Origin of the sequence: Rhodococcus artemisiae (assembly GCF_036327795.1) — a bacterium.
GTDB classification, from domain to species: Bacteria; Actinomycetota; Actinomycetes; order Mycobacteriales; family Mycobacteriaceae; genus Rhodococcus; species Rhodococcus artemisiae.
The window spans coordinates 63,007-79,323 of the sequence record NZ_JAUTXY010000017.1 but is presented as its reverse complement, the minus strand read 5'-3'; the positions used below and the strand labels follow the sequence as shown (position 1 = coordinate 79,323).

At 65.3% G+C, this 16,317-nt stretch carries 14 protein-coding genes; 11 read left to right on the top strand and 3 right to left on the bottom strand.

Features of this window, described 5'->3' with window-relative positions:
• Nucleotides 1-72 precede the first annotated feature (72 nt).
• Complete coding sequence (leuA, locus tag Q7514_RS27650; protein WP_330136462.1) at nt 73-1,884, bottom strand: 2-isopropylmalate synthase; 1,812 nt, start codon at nt 1,882-1,884, stop codon at nt 73-75.
• Between the two features lie 269 nt (nt 1,885-2,153).
• Here leuA and Q7514_RS27645 point away from each other — a divergent pair, with 269 nt between their 5' ends.
• The 5 genes from Q7514_RS27645 (at nt 2,154) to Q7514_RS27625 (ending at nt 7,842) form a co-directional block, all read left to right on the top strand.
• A complete protein-coding gene (locus tag Q7514_RS27645; RefSeq protein WP_330136461.1) occupies nt 2,154-2,855 on the top strand; it encodes a YciI family protein in 702 nt (233 codons plus the stop codon).
• Between the two features lie 24 nt (nt 2,856-2,879).
• Complete coding sequence (locus Q7514_RS27640) at nt 2,880-4,103, top strand: RNA polymerase sigma factor (protein WP_330136460.1); 1,224 nt, start codon at nt 2,880-2,882, stop codon at nt 4,101-4,103.
• A 134-nt stretch (nt 4,104-4,237) separates the two neighbouring features.
• Entirely contained in the window at nt 4,238-5,464 is a 1,227-nt protein-coding gene (locus Q7514_RS27635) for a DUF4185 domain-containing protein (protein WP_330136459.1), read from the top strand.
• A gap of 78 nt (nt 5,465-5,542) precedes the next feature.
• Nucleotides 5,543-6,808, top strand: coding sequence for an aspartate kinase (locus Q7514_RS27630; protein ID WP_330136458.1), 1,266 nt, complete (start codon nt 5,543-5,545; stop codon nt 6,806-6,808).
• A 2-nt stretch (nt 6,809-6,810) separates the two neighbouring features.
• Nucleotides 6,811-7,842, top strand: coding sequence for an aspartate-semialdehyde dehydrogenase (locus Q7514_RS27625; RefSeq protein ID WP_330136457.1), 1,032 nt, complete (start codon nt 6,811-6,813; stop codon nt 7,840-7,842).
• Nucleotides 7,843-7,927: 85 nt separating this feature from the next.
• Here the strand turns inward: Q7514_RS27625 and Q7514_RS27620 are convergent, their stop codons facing one another.
• Entirely contained in the window at nt 7,928-8,407 is a 480-nt protein-coding gene (locus tag Q7514_RS27620; protein ID WP_330136456.1) for a MaoC family dehydratase, read from the bottom strand.
• 168 nt (nt 8,408-8,575) lie between these two features.
• On the opposite strand from Q7514_RS27620, the gene Q7514_RS27615 reads away from it, so the two are divergent.
• The 5 genes from Q7514_RS27615 to Q7514_RS27595 all read left to right on the top strand — a co-directional run bounded on the left by Q7514_RS27615 (nt 8,576) and on the right by Q7514_RS27595 (nt 13,758).
• Complete coding sequence (locus tag Q7514_RS27615) at nt 8,576-9,154, top strand: TetR/AcrR family transcriptional regulator (RefSeq protein WP_330136455.1); 579 nt, start codon at nt 8,576-8,578, stop codon at nt 9,152-9,154.
• Nucleotides 9,155-9,222: 68 nt separating this feature from the next.
• Nucleotides 9,223-10,746, top strand: coding sequence for a flavin-containing monooxygenase (locus Q7514_RS27610; protein WP_330136454.1), 1,524 nt, complete (start codon nt 9,223-9,225; stop codon nt 10,744-10,746).
• On the top strand, nt 10,743-12,458 hold the full coding sequence (locus tag Q7514_RS27605) for a GMC family oxidoreductase (protein ID WP_330136453.1): 1,716 nt from the start codon (nt 10,743-10,745) through the stop codon (nt 12,456-12,458). The genes Q7514_RS27610 and Q7514_RS27605 overlap by 4 nt, the downstream gene beginning before the upstream one ends.
• Nucleotides 12,442-13,077 carry a hypothetical protein gene (locus Q7514_RS27600; protein WP_408016203.1) on the top strand — a complete coding sequence of 212 codons (636 nt, stop codon included), beginning with the start codon at nt 12,442-12,444 and terminating at the stop codon, nt 13,075-13,077. Before Q7514_RS27605 ends, Q7514_RS27600 begins: the two co-directional genes overlap by 17 nt.
• 57 nt (nt 13,078-13,134) lie before the next feature.
• Nucleotides 13,135-13,758 carry a pentapeptide repeat-containing protein gene (locus tag Q7514_RS27595; RefSeq protein ID WP_330136451.1) on the top strand — a complete coding sequence of 208 codons (624 nt, stop codon included), beginning with the start codon at nt 13,135-13,137 and terminating at the stop codon, nt 13,756-13,758.
• 4 nt (nt 13,759-13,762) lie between these two features.
• Here the strand turns inward: Q7514_RS27595 and Q7514_RS27590 are convergent, their stop codons facing one another.
• Nucleotides 13,763-14,551 carry a DUF5602 domain-containing protein gene (locus tag Q7514_RS27590; protein WP_330136450.1) on the bottom strand — a complete coding sequence of 263 codons (789 nt, stop codon included), beginning with the start codon at nt 14,549-14,551 and terminating at the stop codon, nt 13,763-13,765.
• Nucleotides 14,552-14,853: 302 nt separating this feature from the next.
• Between Q7514_RS27590 and Q7514_RS27585 the strand changes: the two genes are divergently transcribed.
• Nucleotides 14,854-16,311 (top strand): catalase, encoded by a 1,458-nt coding sequence (locus Q7514_RS27585; protein WP_330136449.1) that lies wholly within the window; start codon nt 14,854-14,856, stop codon nt 16,309-16,311.
• Nucleotides 16,312-16,317: the final 6 nt, after the last annotated feature.

Sequence of the window (16,317 nt, the reverse complement as noted above, 5' to 3'; positions counted from 1 at the left end):
CGGTCGGGGCCCGCCGCGTTCGTGCGGTCGGGATTGTCGCGTCAGCGGTGGGTGCGGTTCACCTTCATCGCGTCAGCGGTGGGCACGATTGACTGCCGAGACGACGGCGCGCAGCGACGCGACAGTGATCGACGGCGCGATACCCGCACCCCACACCAGTGCGGTGGTGCCGTCGGGGCGTGTCACGTCGGCTTCGACGAAGGCTGCGGCGTTGGCGTCGTCACCGGCGGACATCGCGTGCTCGGCATAGCCGCGAACCGCCACCTGGTACCCGAGGGATTCCAGGCCGTCGACGAATGCCGCCAGCGGTCCGTTGCCGGATCCGGTGATCTCCTTCTCGACGCCGTCGACCTTCAGCACGGCGACCACGGTGTCCTCGCCGTCGTCGGTCTCGGCCGCGGTCACCTTCTGCCGGATGCGCTCGAGCGGCGTGATGGGGGCCAGGTACTCCTCGTTGAAGATGTCCCACATCTCCTTCGGGCTGACCTCGCCGCCTTCGCCGTCGGTGACCTTCTGCACGGCCTGCGAGAACTCGACCTGCAGTCGGCGCGGCATGTTCAGTCCGTGGTCGTGCTTCATGATGTACGCGACGCCGCCCTTGCCGGACTGCGAGTTCACGCGGATCACGGCCTCGTAGCTGCGACCGACGTCCTTCGGGTCGATCGGCAGGTACGGAACCGCCCAGATGATGTCGTCGACGTCGGCGCCCGCGGCGTCCGCGTCCGCCTTCATGACGTCCATGCCCTTGTTGATCGCGTCCTGGTGGCTGCCGGAGAACGCGGTGTAGACCAGGTCGCCGCCGTAAGGGTGGCGCTCGGGGACGGGCAGTTGGTTGCAGTACTCGACGGTCCGTCGGATCTCGTCGATGTCGGAGAAGTCGATCTGCGGGTCGACGCCGCGGCTGAACATGTTCAGGCCCAGCGTCACCAGGCACACGTTGCCGGTGCGCTCACCGTTGCCGAACAGGCAACCCTCGATGCGGTCGGCGCCGGCCTGGTAGCCCAGCTCAGCCGCAGCAACGCCGGTTCCCCGATCGTTGTGCGGGTGCAGCGACAGGATGATGGAGTCGCGCTCGGCCAGGTTCCGGTGCATCCACTCGATCGAATCGGCGTAGACGTTCGGCGTCGCCATCTCGACGGTGGCCGGCAGGTTGATGATGACCGGGTTCTCGGGGGTGCCGCCGAGGGTCTCGACGACTGCGTCGCACACCTCCTTGGCATACGACAGTTCGGTTCCGGTGTACGACTCGGGGGAGTACTCCCACCGCCAGTTCGTGTCCGGGTAGTTCTTCGCCGTCTCGATCACCAGTTCCGCCGCGTCGGTCGCGATCTTCTTGACGGTGGCCTGGTCGGCCTTGAACACGACACGGCGCTGCAGGATCGACGTCGAGTTGTAGAAATGCACGATCACGTTCTGCGCGCCGGCGCAGGCCTCGAAGGTGCGGGTGATCAGCTCGGGTCGCGACTGTGTCAGCACCTGGATAGTGACGTCGTCGGGGATTGCGTTGTCCTCGATGATCTCCCGGACGAAATCGAAATCGGTCTGGCTCGCCGACGGGAAGCCGACCTCGATCTCCTTGTAGCCCATGCGGACCAGCAGATCGAACATGCGGCGCTTGCGCGCCGGGCTCATCGGGTCGATGAGCGCCTGGTTGCCGTCGCGCAGATCGACCGCGCACCAACCCGGGGCGCGGTCGATGATCTTGTCGGGCCAGGTCCGGTCGGGCAGCGAGACGGGCTCCACCTCTTCGGCGAAAGGCCGGTACCGGTAGGTGGGCATCGATGAGTTCTTCTGCTTGTTCCACGATGCCTGGTCGGCGGGAGCAGGCTTGGTCGGCGGCGTGATGTTGCGCGAACCGGAAGTGAAAGCGTCGGCGGGTGACATGACGTACTCCAAGAAAAAAGGGGACTTGTGAGTCCAGATCAGGATATCGACCGGCGCGACGAAACCCCGCGACGGGAGGCCGGTCTGGTCAAATCCCGCCGCGGCGGCCGAGAAGAAGCGCACGCTGCATGCCAAGCAGTGTAACGCGCAAGACCGCTCTTCGCCCGCGGGGTTGTCCGTAGGCGGTGCGGTGTCCGATCGGCACCTGCTCGTTCGTCGTCATGGTGAGGGGCTTTGCTGCTCCTCACGGACACGAGAGGATGGCAATCATGGACTTTCTCGCGCTGTTGGTGGGTCCGGAGATCGGGCCGGAGGTCGTACCCGGCACCGACGAATTCGACGCGGAGGTCGCACTCCACGACGAGTTCGGGAAATACGCGGGTTCGGCGATCGTGGGCGGGGCTGCTCTGTATCCGTCGGCGGATGCGGTGACCATCCGCGAATCGGACGGTGCACCGCTGATCACGGACGGCCCCTTCGTCGAGCTGGCAGAGGTGGTGGTCGGTGGTTTCTACGTCTTCGCGGCCGACGACCTCGATACGGCGCTGGACCTGACGCGCCGTATCCCCGGTATGGACGAGGGGTATACCGAACTGTGGCCGCTGGAGAGCTGGACCGTGTCGGAAGAGTTGGCCGGCTGCTGGCTCGCGATCGTGCGCGACCAGGAGCAGGACGCGGAACAGGGTGCCGTCGGCCACTCACCGAGCACGACCTCCCCCGTCGCTTCGCTCGCCTCGGTGACAGACGCCGTCCGCGGCGTCGCGGTGTTCCGTCCGCCCTCTTCCGCCACGACCGTGCGGACACGCGGCGACGAGATGATTCTGTCCGACGGCCCTGAGGATGCGCAGGAGGCAGCGACCGCCCTGTACATCCTGTCGGCACCCGACCGAGCCGCGGCGGCTGATCTGGCCTGCAGGATCCCGGTGGGGCCGAAGGGGAGCGTCGAGGTGCGGCGCATGGTCGACGAGTAGGCAGCCGACGAGTAAACAAAGGGCATGGACTCGGCGGAGGTGTTCCGGGCGGAGCACTGTCGTGCAGTCGCATCCGTCGTGAGTGCGTTCGGCGATCTCGACCTCGCAGAGGAGGCAGTTCAGGACGCCTTCGTCGAGGCCCTGCGGACGTGGCCGGAACGTGGCGTCCCCTCGAGCCCCGGGGCCTGGATCACCGCGGTTGCCCGCAACCGCGCAGTGGATCGGTTGCGTCGGGAGGCCGCACGCAGCGGGAAGGAATCCGCGGCGATCGCTCTCACACCGCTGCCGCGCTCGGGGGACGCGGAAGCCGGTGCGGTGCGCGACGATGAGCTGGGGTTGCTCTTCACCTGCTGTCATCCGGCCCTTGCACGCGATGCGCAGGTCGCGCTGACCCTGCGGCTGGTGTGCGGCCTCACGGCGACCGAGATCGCGCGCGCATTCCTGAAGTCCGAATCCGCTGTGACGAGGCGACTCACGCGCGCGAAGGCCAAGATCCGGGATGCGGCGATCCCGCTTCGGCTCCCTGCCGAACATCTTCTGCCGGAACGTGTCCCGCAAGTGCTGGCGTGTATCTACCTCGTGTTCACGGAGGGTTATTCAGCGACGGCGGGGGATTCCCCGATTCGTTCGGACCTGTGCGACGAAGCGATCCGACTCGGCCACCTCATGTGCATGCTCATGCCGGACGAGGAGGAAGCGTGGGCGCTGCTTGCGCTCATGCTGCTCCAGGACAGCCGGCGCGGTGCCCGTCGTGACGGTAGTGGGGAACTGCTGCCGCTCGAAGATCAGGATCGAACGCTGTGGGATGCGGACTCCATCGCTCAGGGGTTGGCCGCGCTCGATCGGGCTGCCGGTTCGACGGGGCAGTACCTGCTTCAGGCGGTCATTGCGGCAGTGCACGCCACCGCGCCGTCGTGGGAGCGCACGGACTGGTCGGTGATCTCGGCAGCCTACGACCGCCTGGTCGCGCTCACGGACTCGCCGGTGGTCGAGATCAACCGGGCGGTTGCGCTCGGGTTCCGTGATGGATGGGACGCGGGGCTCGACGCGCTCGCTGCAGTGCCGAAGAATGCCGAACTGCGCCGGTTGTACGAGCCGGCTCGCGCCGACCTGTTGCGTCGTGCCGGTCGATTCGCCGAGGCAGCGCAGGCCTATCGTGCCGCGCTCGCGGTGACGGGCAACGAGTCGATCGCCCGAGTGCTGCGTCGACGCCTCGTCGAGATCGACATTGCCGGAGGTGGGGCATGAACAGGGTGCGTTCGTGACCCGATCGAAATCAGCGCATCCCGCATGTTCGCACCTCGAGGCCTTATTGTGCTCAGAGACAAACTCGAGTATCACCAGTCACATTGGTACCAGGCGAGTGACAAGGGGTGTGTTTCATGCGGTCTTTGAGGACGGCAGCCGTCGGGGGCTGCGCCCTTGTCCTCGCGCTGGGTGGGACGGTGCCGCTTGCCGCGCAAGCGGGTGCCGAGCCGTGCGGCCACGAGAGTCCCAGTAGCAGCGGACTCGGCAGCGGTGGCAGTTTCGATTTCCTGCCGGATGCGCCGAAGGACGTGCTCCCGGATCCGGGGCCCGGACCTACCCGGACCGTCGCATGGGTCACGGGACCGCGCAGCGACAACCGGACCGATGCGCGGTTCTCCGTCTCGGGCACAGACCTGGCCATCATGTGGGACAACGGTGCTGCCGAGCCCGATCGCAGAATCCTGATGGCCTTCGGCGACACCTTCGGAGACTGTGCTGCCCCGGGTGAGGAATGGCGGCACAACGTCCTCATGCGCAGTGCGGACACGGACCTGACCGACGGCATCGACGTTCCCGATCCTGTTCCCGGCGACATCCACGCAGGTTCGCCGGTGGATGCGCACGCTCCCGATTTCTCCCGCGAGCTCGTGGGGGCGCTCGGGATCGAAGGGATCGAGAAGACCGTGATTCCCACTGCGGGGATCGCCGTCGGCGGGGTGCAGTACATCAACTTCATGTCGGTGCGGGCCTGGGGAGACCACGGCGAATGGTGGACCAACGCCTCCATGATCGGCACCTCCGTCGACAATGGCGAGACCTGGCATGTCGACCCGGCCACCGCGAGGCTGAACGTTCCCCTCGATATTCCGGGTGTCCAGCAGTTGTCGATGGGCAACGCGAATTTCCAGCAGCACGCGTACGTGCGACACGACGGTTACCTCTACGACTTCGGGACCCCGCAGGGGAGGTTCGGCGCTGCATTTCTCTCCCGTGTTCCCGAGCATCTGATTCTCGACCTCACCGCATATGAATACTGGACCGCCGACGGCTGGATTCCGGGTGACGTCGACCGTGCGGTTCCGATCATCCCGGGGACGGTCGGGGAGCTGTCGGTGCACTTCACCGGCGACCAGTTCGTCATGGTCTACGGCAACGACGTGACCGGCGGGATCGACCTGCGTACCAGCCCGTCGCCCGAGGGCCCGTGGAGTGAACCGCGGCAAATCGTGGCGCGCGATCGGCTCGGGGGCATCTACGCCCCGTTCATCCACCCGTGGTCGACGGGCAACGACCTCTATTTCACAGCCTCACGCTGGAGCGATTACAACGTCATGCTTCTGCACACAACCGTGTCCGGATAGGGCGGGACCCGCACCGCCGGTCGACATCGGTAAGCTTGCTTCCTGGACTTGTACCCAAGACCCCGGAGGTTCGCCAGCGTGGCACTCGTCGTCCAGAAGTACGGAGGATCATCGGTCGCGACGGCCGAACGGATCCGGCGCGTCGCTGAAAGGATCGTCGAGACCAAGAAGGCGGGCAACGACGTCGTCGTGGTCGTGTCGGCGATGGGCGACACGACCGATGAACTCCTCGACCTCGCTCAACAGGTTTGTCCGGCGCCGCCGGTCCGCGAGATGGACATGCTCCTCACGTCGGGTGAGCGCATCTCCAACGCCCTGGTTGCGATGGCAATCCACTCGTTCGGTGCCGAGGCCCGATCGTTCACCGGCTCGCAGGCAGGTGTCATCACCACCGGCAGCCATGGCAAGGCGAAGATCATCGACGTGACGCCCGGTCGTGTGCGTGCTGCGCTCGATGAGGGCAGCATCGTGCTCGTCGCGGGATTCCAGGGTGTCAGCCAGGACAGCAAAGACATCACGACGCTCGGTCGTGGCGGGTCGGATACGACCGCTGTCGCACTCGCTGCCGCACTGAACGCCGACGTCTGCGAGATCTACACCGACGTCGACGGCGTGTTCACCGCCGACCCGCGGATCGTCAAGGATGCACAACGGCTCGACAAGGTCTCCTTCGAGGAGATGCTCGAACTCGCCGCGTGCGGTGCCAAGGTCTTGATGCTGCGCTGCGTCGAGTACGCCCGCCGCTACAACGTGCCCGTGCACGTTCGTTCGTCGTACACCACCAAGCCCGGCACTCTCGTGACCGGATCGATGGAGGACATCCCCGTGGAAGAAGCCCTGATCACCGGCGTTGCACACGATCGCAGCGAATCGAAGATCACCGTTGTCGGACTGCCCGACACGCCCGGCTACGCCGCGAAGGTGTTCCGCGCTGTCGCAGACGCCGAGATCAACATCGACATGGTGCTGCAGAACATCTCCAAGGTGGAGACCGGCAAGACCGACATCACCTTCACGCTGCCGACCTCGGACGGCCCGCGCGCCGTGGAGCTGCTCAGCAAGCGTCAGGACGAGATCGGGTTCACCCAGGTGCTGTTCGACGACCACATCGGCAAGGTCTCGCTCGTCGGTGCGGGAATGAAGAGCCACCCCGGCGTCACCGCCAAATTCTGTGAGACGTTGGCCGACGCCGGTATCAACATCGACCTCATCTCGACCTCCGAGATCCGCATCTCGGTGCTGGTCGACGACAACGAGCTCGACGACGCGGTGCGTGTACTCCACGCCGCGTTCGAACTCGGCGGCGACGAAGAAGCCGTCGTGCATGCAGGGACGGGACGGTAATCATGACCACAATCGCTGTAGTCGGTGCGACCGGACAGGTCGGCATCGTCATGCGCACACTTCTCGAGGAACGCAATTTCCCGGCCGACAAGGTGCGGTTCTTCGCATCGGCCCGCTCGGCAGGCAAGAAGCTGCCGTTCCGCGGTGAGGAGATCGTCGTCGAGGACGCGGCCGCGACCTCCGACGAGGATCTGAGGGGTATCGACATCGCCCTCTTCTCTGCCGGCGCCACCCTGTCGCGTGAACAGGCTCCGCGGTTCGCCGCTGCCGGTGCGACCGTCGTCGACAACTCGTCGGCGTGGCGCAAGGACCCCGAGGTTCCACTCGTGGTGAGCGAGGTCAACCCGGAGGAGGCCAAGAACCCGCCGAAGGGCATCATCGCCAACCCGAACTGCACGACCATGGCTGCGATGCCGGTCCTCAAGGCCCTGCACGACGAGGCCGGCCTGCAGCGTCTGGTCATCTCGAGCTACCAGGCCGTGTCGGGTAGCGGTATCGCCGGCGTCGAGGAACTCCTCGGCCAGGCGCGTGCCGTCATCGGCGACGCCGAGAAGCTCGTGCACGACGGCAGCGCCGTCGATTTCCCGGCGCCCGACAAGTACGTCGCGCCGATCGCGTTCAACGTTCTCCCGATGGCCGGAGCGATCGTCGACGACGGCACCGGCGAGACCGATGAAGATCAGAAGCTGCGCAACGAGTCGCGCAAGATTCTCGGTCTTCCCGACCTGCTCGTCTCGGGTACGTGCGTGCGCGTCCCTGTCATCACGGGGCACTCGCTGTCGATCAACGCGGAGTTCGAGCGTCCGCTCTCGCCCGCACGCGCGCAGGAAGTTCTTGCGTCGGCTGCGGGGGTCAAGCTCGTCGATGTGCCGACGCCGCTCGCCGCTGCCGGCGACGATGTGTCGCTGGTGGGTCGTATTCGCCAGGATCCCGGCGCTCCCGAAGGTCGTGGCCTCGCACTGTTCGTGTCGGGCGACAACCTCCGGAAGGGCGCTGCGCTCAACACCATTCAGATCGCAGAGCTCCTGGTGTAGTACTTCCCTGCTTTCTCGAGCGAACGGCACCTTCGATCGAAGGTGCCGTTCGCTCCTCACGGAGTGGAGTGCGACAGGGAATGGGTTACTCGAACATGCGGTAGATCGCTTCGACGACCACCGCGGGGCGTTCACTGTCCTCGAGTTCGATCACGCCCTCGATCACGATCTGGACGCCCCCCTTCGGCAGTTCGTCGAGGGATTGCAGTGTTGCGTCGAGTCGTACCCGACCACCGGCGGGCACCGGGTTGGTGAAGCGAACCTTGTCCAAGCCGTAGTTGAGGGCCAGCGTCACGCTGTCGACCTTCAGTACCTCGTACCACATCGGGATGATCAGCGAGAGTGTCAGATACCCGTGTGCGATCGGTCCGCCGAACGGGCTCTCCTTCGCTGCGCGTTCGGGGTCGATGTGAATCCACTGGTGGTCGTCGGTGGCGTCGGCGAAGGTGTCGATCCGATCCTGTCCGACGGTGATCCAGGAGCTGAGACCGAGGGGCTTGCCCACATATTCGGCGAGTTCGGCGAGGGTGGAGACATGGGTACCGGTGGTTTCAGTGGACGTCATGGGGACTCCCTACTACTCGGTATTGCAGTGCGCGTAAGCGATTCTGCTCCGTGCGCCACCGTTTGGTCCCAGGTTGGGTATCGAATCGGTCTCGCCACCCTGCGGCACCGTAGGTAGAAGATAAAAACAGTCTGGACTGTTTGTTGGTTTGGCGTTACGCTCGGTATCGTGATCCACGACACTGTGACGCAGGGGTCGCGAACCCAAGCGCAACGCACCGCGGCGACCCGCGCGAAGTTGCTCGACGCGGCCGTCGACACCCTCGTAGAACTGGGGTACTCGGGCACCAGCACGCACGGCATCGCCAAGCGGGCCGGGGTCTCGCGCGGCGCGCAGCTCCATCACTTCCCGACCAAGGAAGCCCTGGTGGTCGCGGCTGTGGAGCATCTCGTCGACAAGCGCCTCGTCGAAATCCTCGAAGCGGAACCGGATCCCGAACTCGGGATCGAGACGCTGATGGACGCGTTCTCCGGGCCGCTGTTCGACGCCGCACTCGAACTGTGGGTCGCGGCGCGTACCGATCCGGCGTTGCACGCCGCGATGATCCCACTCGAGCGCAAGGTGTCCGATGCGCTGCGCGTGGGGATGCTGGAGATCATGGGCGGTCGGCTGAGTCCCGAGGCGATCGATCTCAGCATCGAACTGGCCCGAGGACTTGCGGTATCGGCACTGATGCGCACTCCTGAATCCGATCGTGAGTTCCGGGAACGGCTGCTCCCGGCATGGAAGGCTCTGGTGATGCAATGAAACCCGGTGATGCAGTGAAACCCGGTGATGCAGTGAGACCTGGTGATGCAGTGAGACCCGGTGATGCAGTGAGACCTGGTGACGCAGGGAGTCGGGAGTCGCTCCCTCGGCACGTGCATACCCTCATCGTCGGTGCGGGGTTCGGAGGAATCGGCATGGCCGCCACCCTCCTGCGCGACGATCCCGGAGCCGACGTGCTCGTCGTCGAACGCGGCGATGACGTCGGTGGAACCTGGCGGGAGAACACGTACCCCGGTGCTGCATGCGATGTTCCGAGTGCGCTGTACTCCTTCTCCTTCGCTCCGGAATCCGAGTGGACGAGGGCGCACGGTACTCGGGCCGAGATCTACGCATACCTGCAACGGGTAGCCCGCGAACAGAGGGTCACGGAACGGACGATGTTCGGGTGCCAACTGCGCGACGCGCAGTGGGACGGAGAGCGCGCGCGATGGGTGGTGTCGACCTCGCGCGGCGACCTCACTGCCGACGTGCTCGTCGCCGCGACAGGCGCGCTGTCCACACCCGCTCTGCCCAAGGTTGCTGGTCTGGAAGTGTTCAGCGGCACCATGTTCCACTCCGCAGAGTGGGACCACAACCATAATCTGACAGGCGCGCGGGTCGCGGTGATCGGTACCGGCGCATCGGCAATCCAGTTCGTTCCCGAGATCGTCGGAAAGGTCGACCACCTCACTCTGTTCCAGCGCACCGCCTCGTGGGTGATGCCCAAGCGCGATCATGGAATCGCTTCACCTGTGCGATCGCTGTACCGCCGATTCCCCTTTGTCCAGAAGGCTGTTCGCGGTGCTGTGTACGGCCAGAAAGAAATGTACGTCGTCGGCATGACGAAACCGCTCGCGCGGAAGTACGCGTTGCCGCTGTTCGAGAAGCGTGCCCGTTCGTTCCTGCGCAAGCAGGTACCCGACCCGGAGCTGCGGAACCGGCTCACACCGGACTTCGCCATCACCTGCAAGCGAATCCTGTTGTCCAACGAGTGGTTCCCGGCGATCACCCGAAGCAATGTCGAGGTCGTGTCGTCGGCGCTGACGTCGGTGACCGAGAACGGAGTCGTCGACGCCGACGGCAATGAATACCCCGTCGACACGATCATCTTCGGAACCGGATTCACGCCGTCCGAGCCTCCCGTCGCACAACATGTCCGAGGGGAGCACGGGCGGACTCTCGCGGAAGTATGGAACGGGAGCCCCTCGGCACACCTGGGAATCAGCGTCAACGGATTCCCGAACCTGTTCCTCATGTACGGCCCGAACACCAATCTCGGACACAGCTCCATCGTGTACATGCTCGAGTCCCAGGCCGCGTACATCGCCGCCGCCCTGCGGGTCATGCGTACCCGTCGTCTCGATGCGGTGGAGGTCAGAGCCGACGCACAGCGTCGCTTCGCCGAGGAACTCGACCCGATGCTGGCCGGTACGGTCTGGAACACCGGTGGCTGCAGCAGTTGGTACCTCGACAGGACCGGCCGGAATTCGGTGATGTGGCCGACCTTCACCTGGCACTACCGCACTCGGACCAAGGAGTTCGATGCAGAGAACTACGACCTGCGGGCCGCGAACACGGGAGCACGAGGATGACCCACTACGACGTCCTCGTCATCGGATCGGGATTCGGTGGCAGCGTCTCCGCCCTGCGCCTGACCGAAAAGGGATACCGGGTCGGAGTTCTCGAGTCCGGTCGCCGCTTCGCCGACGACGAGCTCCCGAAGACCAGCTGGAGACTACGCAAGTACCTGTGGGCTCCGGCCATTGGATGCTATGGCGTGCAGCGTATTCACCTTCTTCCCGACGTGCTGGTCATGGCCGGAGCCGGGGTCGGAGGCGGCTCGCTCAACTACGCGAACACCCTCTACCGTCCGCCGTCGCGGTTCTTCCAGGACCTCCAGTGGGGACACATCACCGACTGGGAGACCGAACTCTCGCCCTACTACGAGCAGGCGTCGCGGATGCTCGGGGTGCGCGAGAACCCCAGCATCACCCCCGCCGATGAGGTGATGCGCAAGGTCGCCGACGCCATGGGAGTGGGCGACACCTTCGGCCCCACTCCGGTCGGTGTCTTCTTCGATGAGCCGGGCACGACCGTACCCGACCCGTTCTTCGGTGGCGCGGGTCCGGACCGCACAGGATGTACCGAGTGCGGCAGTTGCATGACCGGATGCCGTGTGGGTGCCAAGAACACCCTCGTCAAGAACTACCTCCATCTTGCCGAGCGTGCGGGTGCGCGAATCCATCCACTGACGACTGCGACCCGCGTCACGCCTCGAGCGGGTGGCGGATACGAGATCGAGGCGCGCAGCACCAACGGGATCCGTAAGCGGCGGACGACGTTCACCGCAGGCGAGGTGATCGTCGCAGCCGGCACGTACGGCACCGCCCGATTGTTGCTCTCCATGCGCGAGAGCGGCGACCTGCCGCGGTTGTCGCCGAGTCTCGGCCGAGTCGTCCGGACCAACTCGGAGGCGGTGCTCGCTGCGACGGCGCAGAGCCGCGAGGTCGACTACACCGAGGGTATTGCCATCACGTCGTCGTTCCATCCCGACGACCACACCCACATCGAGCCGGTTCGATATGGCAAGGGCAGCAATGTGATCGGTCTGTTACAGGCAATGCTCGTCGACGGCGGCGGCAGGATTCCCCGATTGGCGAAGTTCGCGGGTGTCGCGGCCCGAAATCCACGTGCCTTCCTACGCAGCCTGTCGGTGCGGCACTGGTCCGAACGCACCGTCATCGCGCTCGTGATGCAAACCGACGACAACTCCCTCGAACTCGCCACCGGGCGGAGCCCGTTCGGGCGGGGCGTCACCAGCAAGCGAGGATCCGGAAATCCACCTCCGGAATGGATTCCGGTCGGCCACGAGGCGGTCCGGCGGCTGGGTGACGAGATCGGCGGTGACCCCGGGGGATCGCTCCTGGATCTCGTGAACATCCCCATGACCGCACATTTTCTCGGCGGCTGCGTGATCGGGGACTCGCCCGAGACCGGCGTCGTCGACCCGTACCTTCGCGCGTACGGTCACGAGGGTATTCATGTGGTCGACGGTTCGGTCGTGACGGCGAACCTCGGCGTCAACCCGTCCCTGACCATCACCGCGCAGGCCGAGCGGGCAATGGCATTGTGGCCCAACAAGGGTGAGATCGACCCGAGACCCGGCGTCGGAGCTCCCTATGTCGCGGTGGACCCGGTGCCGCCGGTGCGGCCGACGGTGCCCGCGGATGCGCCCGGGGCCCTGCGCCTGCCGCTGTTCACGATCCGACGTGAGGAGGCCGGCGATGCTGTGGAGCGTGCCTGAAAGCGACGACGACCGTATCGACTGGCCGGTGTCGCCGCCACCGCCGTGGCCCGCGAACGTGCGCGCCACCCTGTGGTGGCACCGTAGCAATCCCGGTGCCCGTGAATACGGGCCCGACGGACCGATCGTGCCGATGACGCTCGCCATGATGGTCGACTATCTGGATTCTCCGGTAGGCCCGTATCGCGAGATCCTGGCGAGCCCGGTGTTGCGCCGTGGGCTGATCCCTGCGATGGCGGTGCCGTTCATCGCCGTCGATTCCGAACCGTCGGTACACGGTGGCCGTGAGCACTGGAGACTGCCGAAGGTGCTTGCCGACTTCGGCGGAGACGTCCTGGGCGAGTTCACCGCAACCGGCGAGGGGTGGAAGGTCCGGACCTCAGCATCCCCGCGGGGGCCGCAACTGCCCATCGTCGGGGGTCTGACGTTCGCGCAGCCGGGCGTGAGCGGAGAACTTCATAGGGCTTCTGCACGTCTTCGTGGTCGTTTCCGGTATGCGCGGGTGACGGTGGATGCCGACGGCCCGACGCTGAGCCGCTGGCTGCGGTCGGGGACCCATCACGGAATCGTCATCACGTCCGGTTCGATGGCGACCGGGCCGGCCCGCATCGCGCGGTAGCGCCGGAGGTGCCGATGCGGAAGATCGGCGTGAGGCCTGATGGTGAACACTGAGTGTATGAACGACCCGGCCTTCGACACAGCATCCGACACGATCGTGGGGGAGGACTACTCCGACGCGCGTCTACCGGGTGGGCAGTGGCGTCGTCAGGAATACGTGGGCTGCACATTCCACGATGCGGACCTCTCCGGGCTCGAGACGGAAGCGGTCACGTTCACCGACTGCGACTTCACCGGCGCGGATCTCACGGGCTCGACGCACTCCGGTGCAGCCTTCCGGAACTGCACATTCGAGTACACGCAGTTGCGCGGCAGCACCTTCCGGAACTCGACGTTTCTCGGCTCGGTTTTCCGGGACTGCCGGATGCGGCCGATGACCTTCGACGAGGTCGACTTCAGCCTGACCTCGCTCGGCGGTGTCGATCTGCGGAAGGCGGACCTGAGCGGATGCAGATTGCGGGAGGCGAACCTGGTCGAGGCCGATCTGCGTGAAGCGCTGCTCGTCGGCGCCGACCTCAGCGGTGTGCGTGCCGGTGGGTTGCGACTCGACGGGGCGGACCTGACCGGCGCGCGAATCGACGCGATGCTGTGGGTCTCCGCGAGCCTGCAGGGCGCGAAGATCGATTTCGGCCAGGCGTTGGCGTACGCGGGTGCGCAGGGGCTCGAGGTCGTGCAGGGCTGAGAGCCTACGACGGTTCCCGCGGTGTGAGCCCGCCGAGTTCGATGACGTACTCCTGCGCGGCCTCGTCCCAGGTGACGGAGTAGGTCGTGGGGTACGCGCCGGACTGCTGGTAGGCGGCGGGTTGGGGCAGGTCCTCGTGCAGATCCGGCTTCGACGTGAGCCACTCGCGGGTCATCATCGGCTCGATGAACACGACCTGACCGTCCCACGTCCCGTGCAATACCGTCTCGGTGAAGTGATGATCGTGTGCGCCGGTGTCGAGCCAGTGCAGCCCCATGCCCGGGACGGTGCCCATGAGAGGATCGTCGCCGGCGGCGTAGCCGTCCGGTAGATACCGGGGGTCGGGGAGTCGGGTGGACGCTTCGATGTACCCCGGCGTCAGGGGATGGATCGCCTCTCTGGCTGCGGAGTCGATCAAGTAGAAGTGCACATCGATGTGGGGGATGTCGAAGCCGTGCTCAGGGTTGTGGCCGTGCGAATTCCAGTCGAGGGTCACGTGGTCGAAGATCGTCGTCGCGGCCTGCTCGGGTAGCGGCAGGACGTACTCCTGCGTGGTCGGCAACATCCCGATCGGAAGCTCATCGAGGGCGGCGGCGTCGAGGCGGACACCGACCGCGGTCGGAGCGCGGTCGTCGTCGAACGCGACATAGGTATGTGCGCTGCCGGCCCCGACCGAAACCTCGTCGGCGCTGACGACTCCCGACATTCCGCCTGCGTGCGCGGAGGGGGAGGTAACCACGAGGAGCGCGCATGCCACAGCGACGAGCAAGGGCGAGCGTGATCGGACGGTCATGATTCTCCTGTGATGCATGAGGCTGGTGAATCGGATGGTATTTCCCTGACGGCCGGTCCCGTGCCGGGTACGTTGAATCGTGATGTTCCGGTTCTGCCCGCCGGTACATCGGGACTTTGTGCCTCGTTTTCTTGACCTATTCAAGAAAAGGTGATGAAGTGTGACTGGCAACACAACACGAGCCCACGTTGTGGAACGCCAGGGATCCCCGCCGCTCCGCAGCCCGGAGTGGTAGAGCGACAACTGGATACGAACTTCGACTCAACGCACGCACACCCACGCATGCCTACGGAGGGACGACTATGACCCAGGACAAGTTGACGACCGGCGCAGGTGCCCCCGTCCCCGACAATCAGAACGTCATCACTGCTGGACCTCGAGGTCCGCAACTTCTCCAGGACGTCTGGTTCCTCGAAAAACTCGCGCACTTCGACCGTGAGGTCATTCCCGAACGCCGCATGCACGCGAAGGGGTCGGGTGCGTACGGGACCTTCACTGTCACCAACGACATCTCGCAGTACACCACGGCCGAGATATTCTCCGAGGTCGGCAAGAAGACCGAGCTGTTCGCGCGGTTCTCCACGGTCGCCGGTGAGCGCGGTGCTGCCGATGCCGAGCGCGACATCCGCGGCTTCGCGGTCAAGTTCTACACCGAGGACGGAAACTGGGACCTCGTCGGCAACAACACCCCGGTCTTCTTCTTCCGCGATCCGCTGAAGTTCCCCGACCTCAACCACGCCGTCAAGCGCGACCCGCGCACCAATCTGCGTAGTCCCAACAACAACTGGGATTTCTGGACCAACCTGCCGGAGTCGCTGCACCAGGTCACCATCGTGATGAGCGACCGAGGCATCCCCGCCTCGTACCGGCACATGCACGGTTTCGGATCGCACACCTTCAGTTTCATCAATGCCAAGGGCGAGCGGTTCTGGGTGAAGTTCCACCACCGTGTCCAGCAGGGCATCAAGAACCTCACGGACGCCGAGGCAGCCGAACTCGTCGGTACCGACCGGGAAAGCCATCAGCGCGATCTCTTCGACGCGATCGAGGCCGGCGACTTCCCGAAGTGGAAGTTGTGCGTCCAGATCATGCCGGAGGCCGACGCCGCGAAGGTGCCCTACCATCCGTTCGACCTGACGAAGGTGTGGCCGAAGGGCGACTACCCTCTCATCGAAGTCGGCGAGTGGGAGCTCAACCGCAACCCCGACAACTACTTCGCAGAAGTCGAGCAGGCCGCCTTCAACCCCGCGCATGTGGTTCCGGGTATCAGTTTCTCACCCGACAAGATGCTGCAGGGGCGCCTGTTCTCCTACGGAGACGCGCAGCGGTACCGACTGGGAGTCAATCATTTCCAGATCCCCGTCAACGCGGCGAAGAACGGGGTGAACAGCTTCCACCGCGACGGCGCGATGCGAGTGGACGGCAACCACGGAGGCAAACTGCACTACGAGCCGAACAGTTACGGCAAGTGGCAGGAGCAGGAGCAGTACCGCAATCCACCTCAGTCGGTGGGCGACGTCGCCGATGCGTGGAACTTCCGTGAGGACGACGACAACTACTTCTCGCAGCCCCGCGTGTTGTTCAACAACATGAGCGACGAGCAGAAGCAGGCATTGTTCGAGAACACCGCCCGCGCGATCGACGGCGCTGAAGAGATCGTGGTGCAGCGCCACATCGACAACTGCACCCAGTGCGACCCCGCTTACGGGGAGGGTGTCGCGAAAGCGATTGCAGCGCTCAAGGGAGAACGCCCCATCTAGTTCTGT